At 40.9% G+C, this 16,058-nt stretch carries 17 protein-coding genes; 5 read left to right on the top strand and 12 right to left on the bottom strand.

Annotated elements, in window-relative coordinates; translation table 11 throughout:
* Nucleotides 1-186: 186 nt before the first annotated feature.
* The 6 genes from Q0064_RS06715 to rpsF are packed head-to-tail and all read right to left on the bottom strand — an operon-like array spanning nt 187 to nt 4,557.
* Nucleotides 187-894, bottom strand: a complete 708-nt coding sequence (locus tag Q0064_RS06715; protein WP_298146171.1) for a lysoplasmalogenase family protein — start codon at nt 892-894, stop codon at nt 187-189.
* Nucleotides 884-2,887 carry an NAD-dependent DNA ligase LigA gene (gene ligA / locus Q0064_RS06710; protein ID WP_298146168.1) on the bottom strand — a complete coding sequence of 668 codons (2,004 nt, stop codon included), beginning with the start codon at nt 2,885-2,887 and terminating at the stop codon, nt 884-886. The genes Q0064_RS06715 and ligA overlap by 11 nt, the downstream gene beginning before the upstream one ends.
* A 47-nt stretch (nt 2,888-2,934) precedes the next feature.
* On the bottom strand, nt 2,935-3,408 hold the full coding sequence (locus tag Q0064_RS06705; RefSeq protein WP_298146165.1) for a DUF6495 family protein: 474 nt from the start codon (nt 3,406-3,408) through the stop codon (nt 2,935-2,937).
* Between the two features lie 52 nt (nt 3,409-3,460).
* Entirely contained in the window at nt 3,461-3,901 is a 441-nt protein-coding gene (rplI, locus tag Q0064_RS06700) for a 50S ribosomal protein L9 (protein WP_094486676.1), read from the bottom strand.
* Between the two features lie 12 nt (nt 3,902-3,913).
* Nucleotides 3,914-4,210 (bottom strand): 30S ribosomal protein S18, encoded by a 297-nt coding sequence (gene rpsR, locus Q0064_RS06695; protein ID WP_094486677.1) that lies wholly within the window; start codon nt 4,208-4,210, stop codon nt 3,914-3,916.
* A gap of 5 nt (nt 4,211-4,215) precedes the next feature.
* Complete coding sequence (rpsF, locus tag Q0064_RS06690) at nt 4,216-4,557, bottom strand: 30S ribosomal protein S6 (RefSeq protein WP_094486678.1); 342 nt, start codon at nt 4,555-4,557, stop codon at nt 4,216-4,218.
* Between the two features lie 171 nt (nt 4,558-4,728).
* On the opposite strand from rpsF, the gene Q0064_RS06685 reads away from it, so the two are divergent.
* Entirely contained in the window at nt 4,729-5,424 is a 696-nt protein-coding gene (locus Q0064_RS06685) for a LytTR family DNA-binding domain-containing protein (protein ID WP_298146178.1), read from the top strand.
* Between the two features lie 2 nt (nt 5,425-5,426).
* Here the strand turns inward: Q0064_RS06685 and priA are convergent, their stop codons facing one another.
* From priA to Q0064_RS06660, 5 genes are all read right to left on the bottom strand, one after another.
* A complete protein-coding gene (priA, locus tag Q0064_RS06680) occupies nt 5,427-7,874 on the bottom strand; it encodes a primosomal protein N' (protein WP_298146160.1) in 2,448 nt (815 codons plus the stop codon).
* A 10-nt stretch (nt 7,875-7,884) separates the two neighbouring features.
* On the bottom strand, nt 7,885-8,280 hold the full coding sequence (locus Q0064_RS06675; RefSeq protein ID WP_298146176.1) for a DUF2147 domain-containing protein: 396 nt from the start codon (nt 8,278-8,280) through the stop codon (nt 7,885-7,887).
* Between the two features lie 103 nt (nt 8,281-8,383).
* Nucleotides 8,384-9,307: a YihY/virulence factor BrkB family protein gene (locus Q0064_RS06670; protein ID WP_298146157.1), complete on the bottom strand. Its 924-nt coding sequence runs from the start codon at nt 9,305-9,307 to the stop codon at nt 8,384-8,386.
* Nucleotides 9,307-10,164 (bottom strand): carboxylating nicotinate-nucleotide diphosphorylase, encoded by an 858-nt coding sequence (gene nadC, locus Q0064_RS06665; RefSeq protein WP_298146154.1) that lies wholly within the window; start codon nt 10,162-10,164, stop codon nt 9,307-9,309. The genes Q0064_RS06670 and nadC overlap by 1 nt, the downstream gene beginning before the upstream one ends.
* A gap of 900 nt (nt 10,165-11,064) precedes the next feature.
* On the bottom strand, nt 11,065-11,199 hold the full coding sequence (locus Q0064_RS06660) for a hypothetical protein (RefSeq protein WP_298146151.1): 135 nt from the start codon (nt 11,197-11,199) through the stop codon (nt 11,065-11,067).
* A 359-nt stretch (nt 11,200-11,558) separates the two neighbouring features.
* Here Q0064_RS06660 and Q0064_RS06655 point away from each other — a divergent pair, with 359 nt between their 5' ends.
* From Q0064_RS06655 to Q0064_RS06640, 4 genes are all read left to right on the top strand, one after another.
* The gene (locus Q0064_RS06655; protein ID WP_298146147.1) at nt 11,559-12,563 is read left to right on the top strand and encodes a bifunctional oligoribonuclease/PAP phosphatase NrnA; all 1,005 of its coding nucleotides are present in this window, start codon (nt 11,559-11,561) and stop codon (nt 12,561-12,563) included.
* 2 nt (nt 12,564-12,565) lie between these two features.
* Nucleotides 12,566-13,138 (top strand): gliding motility-associated peptidyl-prolyl isomerase GldI, encoded by a 573-nt coding sequence (gldI, locus tag Q0064_RS06650; protein ID WP_298146144.1) that lies wholly within the window; start codon nt 12,566-12,568, stop codon nt 13,136-13,138.
* Nucleotides 13,135-14,235: a peptidylprolyl isomerase gene (locus Q0064_RS06645; RefSeq protein WP_298146141.1), complete on the top strand. Its 1,101-nt coding sequence runs from the start codon at nt 13,135-13,137 to the stop codon at nt 14,233-14,235. Before gldI ends, Q0064_RS06645 begins: the two co-directional genes overlap by 4 nt.
* A gap of 67 nt (nt 14,236-14,302) precedes the next feature.
* A complete protein-coding gene (locus tag Q0064_RS06640; protein WP_298146138.1) occupies nt 14,303-15,538 on the top strand; it encodes a peptidylprolyl isomerase in 1,236 nt (411 codons plus the stop codon).
* Nucleotides 15,539-15,613: 75 nt separating this feature from the next.
* Here the strand turns inward: Q0064_RS06640 and Q0064_RS06635 are convergent, their stop codons facing one another.
* Nucleotides 15,614-16,048 (bottom strand): hypothetical protein, encoded by a 435-nt coding sequence (locus Q0064_RS06635; protein WP_298146136.1) that lies wholly within the window; start codon nt 16,046-16,048, stop codon nt 15,614-15,616.
* Between the last annotated feature and the right edge of the window lie 10 nt (nt 16,049-16,058).

The raw sequence follows: 16,058 nt of genomic DNA, 5'->3' as shown, positions 1-16,058 counted from the left end.
GCGAACTTTGCGTAAATCTTCGCGTTCTTTGCGGTTAAGCATTCAACAAGCTCAGGTACCGCCGATACGCGGGTTCGGGTGGGTGAATGATACGTAAAGTGGTGAATTCATCGAAGTCTCAATACTCTAATCTTAATACTCTAATCTTAATACTAAATGCTGTTAAACCATACGTTACGTGGCCAATTAATCTAATGATAACTTCTTTTGCAACTTTCGAGCTTCTTCGGCTTCACGCATAATGAAATACTTGGCTAAAAAGAAGTAGGAAAGCATTTGCATTGCTAAAGTTAATAACTGCAGTAGATCGGAATAAACGTAAAAGCTCTTTATAGAATAGAAAATATCAGATAAGATGAAACAGGTTGTAGCTAAGCCAAAACTCAAATACTGTAAACTGCCTTTTGCCGTATAACCCGCAAAGACTAAAATCGATAAAACAGTAAGCACCAAAGCATAAATGAGATACAGGAAATTCTGTCCTTTTGGATTGCTAAATTGCATCTCTAAAACAGAAATGACCACATATATTAAAGAACCAGTAACAACTAGTATAACTGGTATATCCCGTCTTTTATAAGTAACATGTTTGAGATCTTTCACAGCATAAATGAGCATCAAACTATAAACAATCAAAAATGCATAAGCGGAATAGATGAAAAAGTCCTCCTGGTCGATAAGCACTGCAACGTCGCCCGTGTAGCATAAAAGGAAAATGCTTATCGGAAGGAAACTAAATTTGCCGTTTCTACTATTCAAATAGTACATTCCGATAGAAGGGACTACGCAAGATTTTGCAATAAGTGCTGAATAATCCCAGCCTAACATAAAAAAGGTTACAAAACTGATGCTTGATAACCAATACAATATCAAGGTTGGGCTCTTAATTTTCATTAATTAGATTTAAAAAGGTTTGTTCGTCTAGTATCTTCACACCCAATTGTTTGGCTTTTTCTAGTTTAGCCGGTCCCATGTTCTCACCAGCCAATACAAAAGAGGTTTTCGCCGAAATAGATGATACCATTTTTCCTCCGTGTTTTTCAACTAGTAACTTCAACTCATCGCGGCTGTGCGTGCTAAATACGCCTGAAATAACCACAGCCTGCCCTGCTAGCGTGTCGCTTAACAAAGACAGCTCTTCTTGATTAATTTCAAATTGCAAGCCCGCAGTGCGCAAACGGCTTACCATCTCACGCTGACTTTCCGTACCGAAAAAACTAACGACACTGTTCGCGATACGTTCGCCAATTTCATCAATTTCAAGTAGTTGTTCAACAGTTGCCGCGGCCAGGTTATCGATGTTTTTGAAATGTTGAGCTAATTTCTTTGCCACCGTTTCACCCACATGTCGGATTCCCAAACCAAATAAAACGCGTTCAAAACCAACCGATTTCGAGGCTTCAACACCAGCAAGTAAGTTTTGTGCCGATTTCATTGCCATACGTTCCAGTGGCAGTAAATCGTCGAGTTTTAAATCGTACAAATCCGCTACATTTTTGATGCGGTTTTCACGAAATAACTGCGCTGCCGTTTCGCCACCAAGACCATCAATATCGAGCGCCTTCCGCGAAATAAAATGCTCGATTTTTCCGATTATTTGCGGCGGACAACTACTGTCGTTTGTGCAATAATGCTGGGCTTCGCCCTCGGCTCGGCTAAGTATCGAACTACATTCGGGGCAATGCTCAATGAAAATAATTTTCTCCGTCGTTTCGTTGCGTTTGGTGAAATCAACCCCCGTTATTTTAGGGATAATTTCGCCGCCTTTTTCAACAAAAACATAGTCGTTTATATGCAAATCTAGTTTTTCAATCTGGTCGGCATTATGCAACGAAGCGCGTTTAACCGTTGTTCCGGCGAGTTGCACCGGCTCGAGATTCGCAACAGGCGTAATTGCACCTGTCCGACCCACCTGGTAGGAAACACTTTTTAATTGCGTAACGGCTGTTTCGGTCTTAAATTTATAAGCCAGTGCCCAACGCGGATTTTTAGCTGTGTATCCAATTTCCTCTTGTAAGAAAATCTCATTGACTTTAATCACAACACCGTCGGTTTCGTACGGGAGTTCATGTCGCTTTACGTCCCATTCATCTAGAAAAGTAAAAACCTCATCAATAGAACTGCAAACGCGGTAGCTGCTCGGAACTTTAAAGCCAGCAGTTGCTGCATGTTGTAAAAATTCGCTGTGTTTCTTGGCAAATTGCTCAGTAATTCCGCCGTAAATTAAACACTCCAACGGACGTTTTGCCACTTCGGTACTGTCCTGCAATTTTAGTGTTCCCGAAGCGGTATTCCTCGGATTTGCATACAGCGGCAATCCCTTACTTTCTTGAATCTCGTTTAGCTTATTGAATCCATCAATGGGCAAAATTACTTCGCCACGAAACACACTAAAGCCTTTAAAATGCTGGCTATGTAATTTCAAAGGAATTGTTTTGATGGTTCGAATGTTCTCGCTGACGTCATCACCTTGAAAACCGTCGCCTCGTGTAATGGCGCGTTGGAAAACACCATCTAAATATTCCAAACTTATGGAAGCACCGTCGTATTTGAGTTCGCAAACGAGTTCTACACTTGTACGTCCGGTACTTTTAAGAATGCGATTGTACCAGTCAACTACCTCTTCGCTGTTGTATCCATTTTCGAGTGAGTACATTCGGTTGGAATGCACCACAGTTTCGAAATTCTTTGTGACTCCGCCACCTACACGTTTTGAGGGAGAATTGGGATCGTCGAATTCGGGAAAATCGGATTCTAACTTTTGAAGTTGTTTCATTTTTAGATCGAATTCCGTGTCTGAAATCAACGGCTGATCTAAAATGTAATATTGATAATTGTGTTTATCGAGCTCGTTTCGTAAGGCAGTGATCTGTTCTTTGATGTCCATTCAATTGAGTGCTAATACTCAACTAAGATAAAAATAAAAAGCAGATTTTATCCGCGAATTACGGCATCGATTTGCAAGAACATTTCTCCGTCGGAAATAAAGGCACCTTGTTTGATGATTTCAAAAATAGCGGTGTTTCGATCGGGAGTGTAGTTCTTGGCACCAGACTGAATTTCAAACAAATCGGTAAAAAGCGAATCAGAAATAGCGTTAACTCCTTTGGCAGTTGTAAGATCAAGGTTTGGATCGGCGCATTTGATTACAATAGCTTGTATATTTTCTTCGGAACATTTAAAGAGAAAAACAATGCTTTTGGTGAAATGTTCGAGGAATGCGGTATTGCTGAGTACACCGTCCCAAATGAAGTCGGAAAAGTTATCGAGTTGGCGCTCGACTTCGGCGCTGTTGTTCGCCTTAATTTCGTCCCATTGTTGCTTATCTATTGATTGTACTGCTAGGAATTTCGCAAACTCGTCGGCAAGTTCTTCGAATTGCGGTCGGGAAAGTCGTAGGTATTTCATGGTAAAAAAAAATCCCGCCGAGACGGGATTTAATGTATTCTATAATTGAAAATTAGTTTTCAGCTACAATCTCGTAAGCTAATTCAACCACTACATCTCTGTGTAAACGTACGGTAGCGCTGTACTTTCCAGTTCTTTTCACGATACCTGAAGTGATGAATTTTCTTTCGATTTCGTGACCACTTTTAGCAAGTGCATCAGCGATATCGATGTTAGTGATTGAACCAAAAAGCTTCTCACCACCTGCTTTTGCAGTGATTTTAATTTCAAGAGCTTTAAGTGCCTCTGCTTTTTCTTTCGCATCAGCAACAATTTTAGCTTCTTTGTGTGCTCTTTGCTTTAGGTTTTCAGCCAAAACTTTCTTAGCAGAAGGAGTTGCCAACTGAGCAAAACCTTGAGGAATAAGGAAGTTTCTGCCGTAGCCCGGCTTCACAGAAACTACGTCGTCTTTAAAACCTAAATTAGGTACGTCTTGTTTAAGTATAAGTTCCATAATTTCTGATTCTTATTTTAATAAATCTGCAACGTAAGGCATAAGCGCTAAGTGACGCGCTCTTTTTACAGCAACAGATACTTTTCTTTGATATTTTAATGAGGTTCCAGTTAAACGACGTGGTAAAATTTTACCTTGCTCGTTTACGAATTTCAACAAGAAATCTGCGTCTTTATAATCTACGTATTTAATACCAGATCTTTTGAAACGACAATATTTTTTTGTCTTGTTTGTTTCTATGTTTAGCGGGGTTAAGTAACGGATATCTCCGTCTTTCTTACCTGAAGCCGATTGTTGTAATGTTGCCATAATAATTAAGCTTTAGCAATTTTAAGTTTTTCTCTTCTGCGCTCTGCCCAAGAAATCGCGTGTTTGTCTAAACTAACAGTCAAGAAACGCATTACGCGCTCATCTCTTCTGAATTCAGTTTCGAAAGCGATTAACACTTCTGCAGGTGCTTTGAACTCAAATAAGTGATAAAAACCACTTTTCTTGTGTTGGATTTCATAAGCGAGCTTCTTTAAGCCCCAGTCTTCTTTAGCTACCATCTCTGCACCTCTGCTCGTAAGAAAATCTTCAAACTTGCTTACTGTTTCCTTTACCTGGGTCTCAGATAAAACGGGATTCAAGATGAAAACAGTTTCGTATTGATTCATAAACAAATAAATTATTTTGTTAAAGTGGGTGCAAAAGTAATCATTTTATTTAAACGAAATCCATTCCAAAAAAAATATCGACGAACTGCAATATTTTTCTTGGAAATGCTAGTGTATTCAGATATTAGTAGCTATTTTAGACCATCCCAAATATAAATTGCAAATATGAGTGTGAAATTAAACTGTGTTATAGTAGATGACAGCGCCATACAACGAATGGTAGTAAATAAACACGTTAGTAATTCACTACATTTAAAATTAGTTGGCGAGTTCTCTAATGCTATAGAAGCAAAAAACTTTATGTCGTATAATGAGGTTGATCTCATTTTCCTCGACATCGAGATGCCCGTAATCAACGGATTTGATTTACTCGACGGTCTTAAAAAGAAACCGCAAGTCATTTTCATTACATCCAAACCCGATTATGCCGTTAAAGCTTTTGATTACGATGCCACCGATTACCTGCAAAAACCCATCACTAACGCCCGATTCGATGCGGCAATACGCCGAGCTTTGCAGCAGTATTCGCTACTGAAAGATGCTCCTGAGGAAGACGGAACACACATCTTCATTAAAAGCAAACTCAAAAAACTCAAAGTTTTTACCAATCGGATTAAATACGTAGAAGCGTACGGCGACTATATCAAAGTAATCACCGACGATGAAACGCATTTAGTGCTTTCCACGATGAAATCGTTCGAAAATGATTTGCCTAGCGAGCGCTTTGTTCGTGTACACAAATCGTTTATCGTTAATATCGATAAAGTCGAAAAGTTTAATTCGAAATATGCCGAGATCGGAACAATTAAAATACCGCTTTCGCGGAATAAAAAAGACGATCTGAAACGCGCCTTGAGTTTAACCTAAACCTAGTAATAATCGATATTCACAATCAAACGCACAGATTTAAACTGCGCAATTGCTTCGAAACTACTTCGGATTTTACGCAATTTCTCCTTTAAATCCTTTTCCGCAGCACCTTTCGCATATTTAACCATTAAATGTTGTAAATACTCGTTGCGAATACGACCCACAGCCGGCTCAATCGGACCTAACACCTGCGCGCGCGTATGCTCTTTAAGTGCGTTTGCAAACCAAGTTCCGGCAACTTGCGTAAGTTCGAAGTTCTTGCTCTTAAACGTAAGTTTTGCCAATTTAAATACCGGAGGATAATAAAACTGCTGCCGTTCTTCTAGCTCGCGATCTACCATAGTCGCATAATCGTTATTGATAAAATCTTTCAATACAAAATGAAACGGATTATACGTTTGCAAAATCACTTTGCCCGGATTCGTGCTACGCCCTGCCCTACCCGCTACTTGCGTGAACAGCTGAAATGTTCTTTCGTTAGCACGGAAATCCGATTGATATAAAATTGAATCGGCGTCCATAATCCCAACCAAGGTTACGGCACTAAAATCAAGACCTTTGGCAACCATTTGCGTGCCGACTAAAATTTCAGCTTCCCGATTTTTAAACGAATCGATGATCTTCTCAAAGGCAAACTTCCCGGAAGTAGAATCTTGATCCATTCGCAAAACACGGATATTCGGAAACAACTCTTGCAATTCGTTTTGAATTTGCTCCGTTCCAAATCCTTTGTGTATTAAAGTCTGACTCTTACACGCATAACAGCTTACCGGCTGCGGAACTGAAAACCCACAATAGTGGCAACGCAACTGATTTTTAGATTGGTGGTACGTGAGTGCTACATCGCACTGATTGCAATGCGGAACATGGCCGCAGGTAATGCACTCCGTTATAGGCGAGTACCCACGACGGTTTTGAAACAATATTATTTGTTGTTTCTGTTCCAAAGTTTCGCGAATGGCTTCCAACAACGTGTCGCTGAAATGCCCGGTCATTAATTTCCGCTTTTGCTTGTCTTTTAAATCAACAATTTCGACCTGTGGTAAAGGCTGTAATGCGTAACGCTCGTTTAGTTCCACATATCCGTACTTGGCCGTTTTTACATTATACGTACTTTCTAAAGATGGCGTAGCCGAACCCAGCAACACTTTAGCTTCTGCAAATCGAGCCAGAACTAAGGCGGCATCGCGAGCATGATAACGCGGCGCCGGATCTTGCTGCTTAAATGTAGGTTCGTGTTCTTCGTCAATAACAATACAATCCAAATTGCTAAACGGCAAAAACAATGCCGATCGTGCTCCGATTACAATTTGTGCTTCGGGTTTTCGCTCTAAAATTTGCTTCCAAACCTCGACGCGCTCGTTAATACTTAATCGAGAATGATAAACCGCAACTTTATTCCCAAACTGCTTACGTAAGCGACCTACTAATTGAGTCGTGAGCGCAATTTCTGGCAACAAATACAACACTTGATTCTCTGTACTAAGCAAATCGTTAATAATCGACATGTAAACTTCTGTCTTTCCCGAAGCGGTTACGCCTTTGAGTAAAACCGTTTCGCTTTTCGCCCAGGCGTCGGTAATTTCTTGCTTGGCTTTTGCCTGTGCTGCTGAAAGTGAGATAGCAGAACTCCCTTTAGAAAAATTGCCCGATAATCGCGATGTTTCAATGTAATACTTCTCAAAAACACCTTTGGAGATTAATGAGTCGACTGCCGATTGCGACACCCGTTCTTGCGACACAAACTCTTTGTAACTAATGTGTTTATCGGTTTTTTTCTGGGTATCGAAAAAAGCCAGTACGGCCATTTTTTGTTTTTCTGCCCGGGATAATTCCTGCAACAACAAAGGCAACGCTTCTTTGTCTTGAAAAGCTTCCGCAAGTCGGATATAACTCACTAATTTTGGTTTATACACTTCTTTTACCTCTTCTTCTAGCTTCACTACTTTAGAGGAAATCAATCGCTGCAATTTTTTAAAAGATACCTTTTTACCGATGATTTTTTCAACTTCGGCAATCGTTAGCGACGATTTTACTTGCATTGCTTCGTACACTAAATACTCATCGTCGTCGAGTGCGTTAGTGTCTGGATTTGTATCGAAGGCGCTGACAATGGTTTCGCTGGCTAAAAGAAGTGCGCTTGGCATGGCTGCTCGAAAAACCTCGCCTACACTACACATATAATAATCGGCAATCCAAAGCCAAAGTTGCAGTTGCGGTTTGGTAACAATCGGACTCTCGTCTAAAATATCGTGAATGGGTTTAGCTTCGTAGACTTGTGGAGCGGGCACATCATATTCGCTCACCAAAGCAGTGTATAACTTTCTTTGCCCGAACGGAACAACAACTCGAATACCAATTTGCAGCTGGGAAAGTTGTTCGTTGGTTACGAAATAGGTAAAAGCAGTATTAACCGCCAAGGGCAATACCACATTAATGTATGGCATGTATTATAGTTTAATGAACGCGATGCCAATATTGGGTTCGTCCTAAGAGCGAAAATCCTATATAGCCTCGTACCTTTAATTTATCCTTATTTTCTAAGGTTATGTAGCATTTGTATTTCTTTCCTGTCTTCGGATCTAAAATATGTCCGCCGCTGTATTCATTGCCATCTTTAGTTAAACCTTCAATAATTCTGAGATTTAAAATTGGCTTATTTTTATTTTCCCCGTCACAATTCTCGCAACGTCGGTTTTTGTTAGCCGGATTTAAAATATCGATCACCCGACCTTCTATTTTTCCGTTTCGTTCCACAATTTCCACAATCGACATGGCTTTACCTGTTTGGTCGTCTATCGTTTTCCATTTTCCAAGAACTGTTTGTCCGATCGAAAGTTGGAAAAACAACATAAAAAAAAGCACCGAAAATGTCGGTCTTGAGAATAATCTACTGCTGTAAAACAATTTCATAATTTCTTACTTACAATTAAACAAATGCACGAAAATCAAGTATTTAGGTGTTTTCGCGTTTTAAAGTTCGAATAACCGCATTAAGTTCAAATCCCAATAAAAGAATCATTGAATTCAACCAAATATAAAACATAAGAATTAAAAGTGTGCCAATCGAACCATACAATTCGTTGTATTGCGCAAACTTCTCGACCCAAATACCAAATAAAAATGAGGTGAGAATTACAATTAAAGTTGTAACCACCGAACCGATACTAAAAAACGGCAAGCGCTCCGAACGTCTGGCACCATATTTCAGTAAAGTACTCACTGTCAGAAAGATCATTAAAGCTAGAAACAAATAACGCCCAATTTCCAACAATTGAATCCGATCGGAAATAACACTCTGAATTTTAGATTTCTGCACAAAAACCTCAAAAACAACGACACCCGAAACCGTAAGAATCAGAAAAAAGATCAATAGAAAAGAAATGCCCATCGCTACAAAATACTGCCGAAAGAAGCTGCGCTTATTCCCGTAGTACTTAGAATGTTCAAAACCGCCTAAGATGGCATTAACACCGTTAGCTTGCAAAAAAATTGCCAATAAAAATCCAGACGACAATAAAGAACTATTACTGTTATTCATAATATCGAACAAGATAACGGAAATGGCGTCGTACGTATTTGGTGGCACGCTGCCTGCTACAAATTCTAGAAAATCGTCCTGAAAATTGGGAATAGGAATAAACGGAATCAAGTTTAATACAAAAAGTGCAAACGGAAACAGCGCCATAAAGAAACTCCAGGCAATGGCTCCCGCACGGTACGAAACGGCGCTTTCGGCAATTCCCACGCCATAGATTTTCAACAAACGATACAGCGATAAATCGCCCATAAAACCGAGCTTCCATCTATCTAAAAATGAAATTATCGGCTTCAAAACCGGCCATTTTTCAAACGATAACGGTTTGTCTTGTAGCAACATTAAAAGGCTTTTAAACTTAAATCCATGTTGTAAACCGAGTGAGTTAACGCACCCGACGAAATGTAGTTCACGCCGCATTCGGCATACGCGCGAATTGTTTTTTCATTTATGTTACCCGACGATTCGGTACGGGTTTTATCGCCAATCAAAGCAACGGCTTCACGGGTTTGCTCAAAGCTAAAGTTGTCGAGCAAAATCCGAAACACACCGCCGGCATCTAGAATTTCTTGTACTTCGGCAATGTTTCTGGCTTCCACAATTATTTTCAAATCCAAACCATGTTCTTGCAAGAAATCCTTGGTTTTTTGAATGGCATTGGTAATCGATCCCGCAAAATCATTGTGGTTATCCTTCAACATGATCATGTCGTACAACGCAAAACGATGATTTTCGCCGCCGCCAATTTTCACGGCCCATTTCTCTGCCGCTCTAAAATTCGGAGTCGTTTTGCGCGTGTCTAAAATTTTACACGAAGTTCCTTGCAGCAGTTGAACGAATTTATTGGTTTTAGTAGCAATCGCACTCATGCGCTGCATGCTGTTCAGTACGGTGCGTTCGGCTTTTAAAATCGATTGCGACTTCCCCCTAACGTGCAGCACCACATCGCCAATTTGAACGGGAGTGCCGTCCGAAATTAAAACATCCACGTGCAAGTCTGGATCTACCGTTTTGAAAATCATTTGAGCAAAAGCAACACCGGCGATAATCCCCGCTTCTTTTACGAGCAATTTCGCACGACCGGTTGCTGCCTCCGGAATACATGCCAGCGAACTGTAATCGCCCGGACCCACATCTTCCAGCAAAGCCTGATCGATTATTCTTTGCAACTGTACTTCAAATTCGTGTTCTGAAATCATAATGAATAGTAACTGCAGGCTAAAATAGGAATTAAAAAATAATGGATCGACCCGCGTGATGCTGCAAATTATCAAATAATCACGGTTTACTCAGGTTTTTGTTGGCACTTTTTAGATAACATTAACCTTGTATGCGATAAAACGAAGTTGCTTATTTTGGGCGGTCCGGCGGCAAACGTTCGGTGGAAGCTCTTTGCCGCCGTCAGGCCATTCGCTGCAAGGTGTTTCGCCTTTGCGGCCGTTGCACTTGTGCTTGTAGCTTCTGCCGTCGCTACCGCCCCTCGGCAACGGTACGCAAAGGCGCGCACACGCTTTCCGCTGCTGTCCTTACCGCAGTGAGATGAATTCACCATTTTACGTGTCGTTTTTTAGATAATAGAAGCTAGACACGAGAAGCTAGACTTCAGGACGTTCACCACTTCACTTATCATTTCCCCCAATTTAACCCACGTATCGTCGTCGCCTGAGCTTGTCGAAGGCTATTTTTTTAGAGGCTAGAAGCTAGACATGAGTCCCGATAGCTATCGGGATAGACTTTGATGAATTCACCCTTTTACGTTTCATTTCCCCAACCTAACCACGTATCGTCGGCCGGTGCCTGAGCTTGTCGAAGGCTGATGGAGATTTGAGTATTAAGATTTGATTATTAAGACTTTGTGACGTTCACCCTTGTACGTATCCTTTTTGAGAAGCTAGTCCCGATAGCTATCGGGATAGACTCGATGATTTCACCACTAAACGTATCTTTTTCCCGACTGAACCCACGTATCGTCGACCGGTGCCTGAGCATGTCGAAGGCTGGTGCCTGAGCATGTCGAAGGCTAACCGCAAAGAACGCGAAGATTTACGCAAAGGTCGCAAAGAGGTTTTTTGTTAGTATTAAGATGGGAGTATTAAGTACTAAGAATCAGCGACTTTCACCACTTCCCGTATCGTTTTTCCCAACCTAATCCGCGCATCGTCGGTGCCTGAGCGTGTTGAAGGCAGCTTGTCGAATGCAGCATTGTGTACATCGTGAAAAACTTTGTGAAACATCGTGCTCCATTTTCACTTTTTTCTATTTTTTAGCTTTTTAGCTGTTAGCTGTTAGCTTTTTAGCTTCTTTCGCTTTTTTCTATTTTTTCTATTCTTTTTATCTTTCCACTACTTCCGGGTGAGCGATAGCAGCGACATCTTTTTTGGCGTAAATGAGCTTCCACCAAACGTGCGCCAAAAAAATACAGCGGATAGCGCGACGGCGGTTCGATGACACGTTTGCGAAGCGCTACGATAGCACCGCCGGCACCCCATAAAAACTGAAAAACTACCTTCAAACAACGAAAGGTTTGTTAATTTTTTCTAATCCAAATTCACGAAAACGTCTAAAAAGTGCGTTTAAGTTGTATTTTCGTCGCATGAATGAAGCGCTTTTAGAGAAATTACGTACACAGCTCGCCAATCCTGGGAAAATTGGTATTGTAACCCATAAAAGTCCCGATGGCGATGCTATGGGCTCATCGCTCGGTTTATATCATTTATTGAAGCAATTCGGACATAAAATCGAAATTTTCACACCCAATCGCTATCCCGAATTTTTAGCATGGATGCCCGAATCGGAACGCGTTGTTGTTTTCGACGAACAAAATTCCGCTGCCACGGCACTGTTAAACAGCTGCGATACCATTTTTACGCTCGATTTTAATGCATTTCACCGTGCAGGCGATATGGAACACGCACTGAAAAACAAATCGGCGTTTTACGTGATGGTCGACCACCACCAAATGCCCGATACGTATGCACAAATCACGTTTTCAGATACCGCTTATGCATCGACTTGCGAAATGATATACGACTTGGCTGTTGGATTAGGTTGGCAAGAATACGTGAACAAAGACGTTGCCGCTTGTTTATACACGGGAATTATAACCGACACAGGTTCATTTCGATTTGCTGCTACAAAACCTAGCACACATTTAGCCGTTGCGCATTTGATGCAAACCGGCATCGATCACGCTAAAATCTATTCGAACATTCACGATAATTTCTCGGCCGACCGCTTGCAATTGATGGGGCGCAGCTTGCAGAATTTAAAGGTATTTCCCGAAAAGAAAACGGCATACACGAAATTGTCGCAAGCCGAGCTGGATGCGTTTAATTATGTTAAAGGCGATACGGAAGGTTTAGTAAATTTGGCCTTGTCGATAAAAGGCATTGTATTTGCGGCGATTTTTATTGAACACACGGATGAAAAAATTATTAAAATATCGTTTCGTTCGCAAGGCGATTTTGATGTGAATCAGTTTGCAAGAGCACATTTTAACGGCGGCGGGCATATTAATGCGGCGGGTGGAAAATCGAATGTTAGCTTAACAGAAACGTTACAAAAATTTGAAGAACTGGTCTTAAAATTAGACATATAATCATGAAAAAATACATATTGAGCCTCCTAATCCTACTGGTTGTATCGGCCTGCTCGCAGCAACAAGCTCGAATGCCCGTTTCGCGAACATCGGGAACTTTTATGCGGGAGTCGGTTGAACGCAACAAAAAACTCGTTGGCCGAGAAGAAGCAGCTATCGATTCGGTAATCAAAAGCAATCCGAAGATTAAATACCTCGCGAGCAGCAAAGGATACTGGTACTTTTATGAAAATAAAAACCAAAACGATACGCTTAAACCCAAGAAAGGCGATGTTGCGTATTTCGACTATTCTATTTCCGATTTAAACGGCAACGTGATTTATTCAGAAGTTGAGCTGCGTCCGCAAACATATGCCGTGGATAAACAAAATATATTAATGGGCTTGCGCGACGGCATAAAACTGATGAAGAAAAAAGAAGTGGTCACATTTCTATTTCCTTCGCACATGGCATACGGTTTTAGAGGCGATACCAAGAGAATTGGTCCAAATACAACCATTGCATGTACCGTAACGCTACACGATTTTAAACCTGAAACACAAGTAAATACTAATTCAAATACTCCAAAACAGTGAAGAAACTAATTTCTTTTGCACTTTTATTTACGCTGTTTGCGTGCACTGATAAGTACGCCGATTTAGAAGACGGCATATACGCTGAAATAACAACTACAAAAGGCGTAATTGTAGCGACCTTGTTTTACAAAGAAGCTCCGGTAACTGTTGCTAATTTTGTGACTTTAGCCGAAGGAACCAATAAATTTGTTGTTGGCGACAAGAAGGGTAAACCTTTTTACGACGGACTTAAATTTCACCGCGTGATTCAAAACTTTATGATTCAAGGCGGCGATCCGCTTGGAAACGGCAGTGGCGATGCTGGCTATATGTTTAAAGACGAACAAGTTCCGTTTAGTTTCGACAACGGTGGTTTACTAGCTATGGCAAACTCAGGACCAGGAACCAACAGTTCGCAATTTTTCATTACTCATGTAGCAACTCCCTGGCTTGATGGCAAGCACACCATTTTTGGTAAAGTAGTTGGCGAAGGTATGGATGTCGTAAACAAAATTGTTCAAGACGACGGAATTATTGGGATTAAAATTATCCGTAAAGGCGAGTCTGCTAAACGTTTCGATGCGGTTTCAGAATTTTCAAAATACATGGTAAATGCGGGCGATGAGGCAAAAAAACGTGCCGAGTTAGAAGCTGCAAATAAACTCCGTTACAAAAAAGAATTTGCCGCCGTAATCGAGAAAACGCTACAGGAATTCGCTACTGCAAAAGCAAAAGGCAAAAAATTACCTTCCGGCGTACAATATTACATTGTAAAATCATCGACGGGAGAGAAACCGAAAGCGGGCGACGTAATCAATATTCACTACGGAGCGTATTTCAGCGATGGCATACTTTTGGATTCGAGTGTAGAAGAGGTAGCAAAGAAATACGGCATGTTCGATCAGAATCGTAAAATCCAAAACGGCTATACGCCTATTCCGTTTCAGTACGGAAATAAAGTGGGCTTGGTTCCTGGCTTTATTGAAGGTGTGGAACAATTAAAGTACGGCGAAAAAGCGATTGTTTTTGTTCCTGCGGCTTTGGCATATGGAGCAGCTGGTAAAGACGTAGTTCCGCCGAATACCGACTTAGTTTTTGAAATTGAAATTGTAAAATAAATTCAACAACGGGACAAATCCTGAAAATCCCGGCAATCGCGAAAAGAGTAAGGGAGAAAATTAAACTATGAAATCAAGTATCTTAAGTTTATTACTCATTTTTTCATTTAACCTTTATGCTCAAAAAGGTGGTAAACCCGGCGTAAAGAAAGCACCTGCCAAAACAACGGTTGCTAAAAAAGCAGTAACTCCGACACCAGCCGCTGGCGATGGATTATTTGCAGACATAAAAACAAACAAAGGAACAATTATCTTAAAGCTTGCTTACGATAAAACTCCCGTAACCGTAGCTAATTTCGTAAGCCTTTCAGAAGGAACGAATACTTGGGTAACCGACGAAAAACTAAAAAATAAACCTTTTTACGACGGACTTAAATTTCACCGTGTGATTAAAGATTTTATGATCCAAGGTGGCGACCCGACAGGAACGGGTAGCGGAAGTCCCGGTTATAAATTTAAAGACGAAATCACCGACTTAAAGCACAACAAAGCGGGTATTTTATCGATGGCAAACAGCGGACCGCGCACTAATGGAAGTCAGTTTTTTATTACGCACAAAGAAACGCCTTGGCTCGACGGAAAGCACACGGTTTTTGGCGAAGTTCAGGTTGGACAAGACGTTGTGAATAAAATCGAACAAAACGATATCATCGAAAAAGTAACGATTCGTCGCGTTGGAACGGCTGCTAAATCATTTAATGCCGTCAAGGTGATGAGCGATTATTTTGCTTCGAAACCCGACGAAGATAAGAAAGCTGCAGAAGCCGAAGAAGCAGCTCGCAAGCAACAAGAAGAGATTCGCAAACAAAAACAGGCACAAGAAGATGAGAAAAAACGCGTGTACCGCGAGCAATACAAAGACTTGATCTCGTCGACAGCGCAGCGTTTAACCGCTTTGAAAGCAACGGGCTCTAAAACCGAAAGTGGCGTAACCTATGTGATCACTAAAGGGAACGGCACAAAACCCACAGATACTGAAACCGTTTTTATACCTTTTACGGGTTACTTACCCGACGGCACTATGTTTGAGTCGAGCGACGAGCAAACAAGCAAAACTTGGGGTAAATTCGACGAAAACAGAGCTAAAATGAACGCATATCGTCCAATTGAACTCACCTTAGCGCAAGGCGGACTCATCCCAGGATTGATGGAAGGTTTGAAAATGATGAGTTTTGGTGATAAAGCTACCTTCTTCATTCCAGCAGAATTAGCATACGGAAGTCGTGGTGGCGGAAACGTTATCCCACCAAATAGCGAAGTAATTTTTGAGGTAGAACTACTTAAAGAAGCTCCAAAAAAATAAAAAACAACATATTGTAACGAAAAATGGCTGTCGGTTTTTTCCAACAGCCATTTTTTATTCGCCAAACCGAATAGCTTAACGCTTCGGAAAAACAAATTCATCGTTATCACTAACTGCAACGCCGATTTCTAATTTAGAAACCGTACCAAATTCGGCTACCAAATTAAAACTCACTCCCTCGAATACAAGTAATTCGGTTAAATCCAAACGTTCTGCAAACGGCTTTACCTTAGTTTGTTGCTGCAATAAATCGGTTGCTTCATTCAAATTCATACCTATAAAACTGATTTCATGAACTACAGCTTTCGGATTTGCAGTAATTACATAACACAATTTAAAATCTTCCAGTTCGTAAAATGCCAAACGCAACTGCAGCTGATTGTAGATGTAAATTAAATCATTATCGTCGTCGGTGTAACTGTAATCGGGCGTTCCGTAAAGATTTTCCACTTCTGCGGGAAGCATCCCAAAGACTAAATCGCCTACTTTCTTTCCTAAAATAATTTCCATATTCAATTGT

The organism is Flavobacterium sp. (genome assembly GCF_027490375.1).
Lineage (GTDB): Bacteria > Bacteroidota > Bacteroidia > Flavobacteriales > Flavobacteriaceae > Flavobacterium.
This window is presented reverse-complemented; position numbering and strand designations above follow the sequence as displayed.

Coding starts and splice junctions, on each gene's coding strand:
- Q0064_RS06715 (WP_298146171.1), bottom strand. CDS start 894: ATGAAAATTAAGAGCCCAACCTTGATATTGTATTGGTTATCAAGCATC.
- ligA (WP_298146168.1), bottom strand. CDS start 2,887: ATGGACATCAAAGAACAGATCACTGCCTTACGAAACGAGCTCGATAAA.
- Q0064_RS06705 (WP_298146165.1), bottom strand. CDS start 3,408: ATGAAATACCTACGACTTTCCCGACCGCAATTCGAAGAACTTGCCGAC.
- rplI (WP_094486676.1), bottom strand. CDS start 3,901: ATGGAACTTATACTTAAACAAGACGTACCTAATTTAGGTTTTAAAGAC.
- rpsR (WP_094486677.1), bottom strand. CDS start 4,210: ATGGCAACATTACAACAATCGGCTTCAGGTAAGAAAGACGGAGATATC.
- rpsF (WP_094486678.1), bottom strand. CDS start 4,557: ATGAATCAATACGAAACTGTTTTCATCTTGAATCCCGTTTTATCTGAG.
- priA (WP_298146160.1), bottom strand. CDS start 7,874: ATGCCATACATTAATGTGGTATTGCCCTTGGCGGTTAATACTGCTTTT.
- Q0064_RS06675 (WP_298146176.1), bottom strand. CDS start 8,280: ATGTTGTTTTTCCAACTTTCGATCGGACAAACAGTTCTTGGAAAATGG.
- Q0064_RS06670 (WP_298146157.1), bottom strand. CDS start 9,307: ATGTTGCTACAAGACAAACCGTTATCGTTTGAAAAATGGCCGGTTTTG.
- nadC (WP_298146154.1), bottom strand. CDS start 10,164: ATGATTTCAGAACACGAATTTGAAGTACAGTTGCAAAGAATAATCGAT.
- Q0064_RS06660 (WP_298146151.1), bottom strand. CDS start 11,199: ATGTTTCACAAAGTTTTTCACGATGTACACAATGCTGCATTCGACAAG.
- Q0064_RS06655 (WP_298146147.1), top strand. CDS start 11,559: ATGAATGAAGCGCTTTTAGAGAAATTACGTACACAGCTCGCCAATCCT.
- gldI (WP_298146144.1), top strand. CDS start 12,566: ATGAAAAAATACATATTGAGCCTCCTAATCCTACTGGTTGTATCGGCC.
- Q0064_RS06640 (WP_298146138.1), top strand. CDS start 14,303: ATGAAATCAAGTATCTTAAGTTTATTACTCATTTTTTCATTTAACCTT.
- Q0064_RS06635 (WP_298146136.1), bottom strand. CDS start 16,048: ATGGAAATTATTTTAGGAAAGAAAGTAGGCGATTTAGTCTTTGGGATG.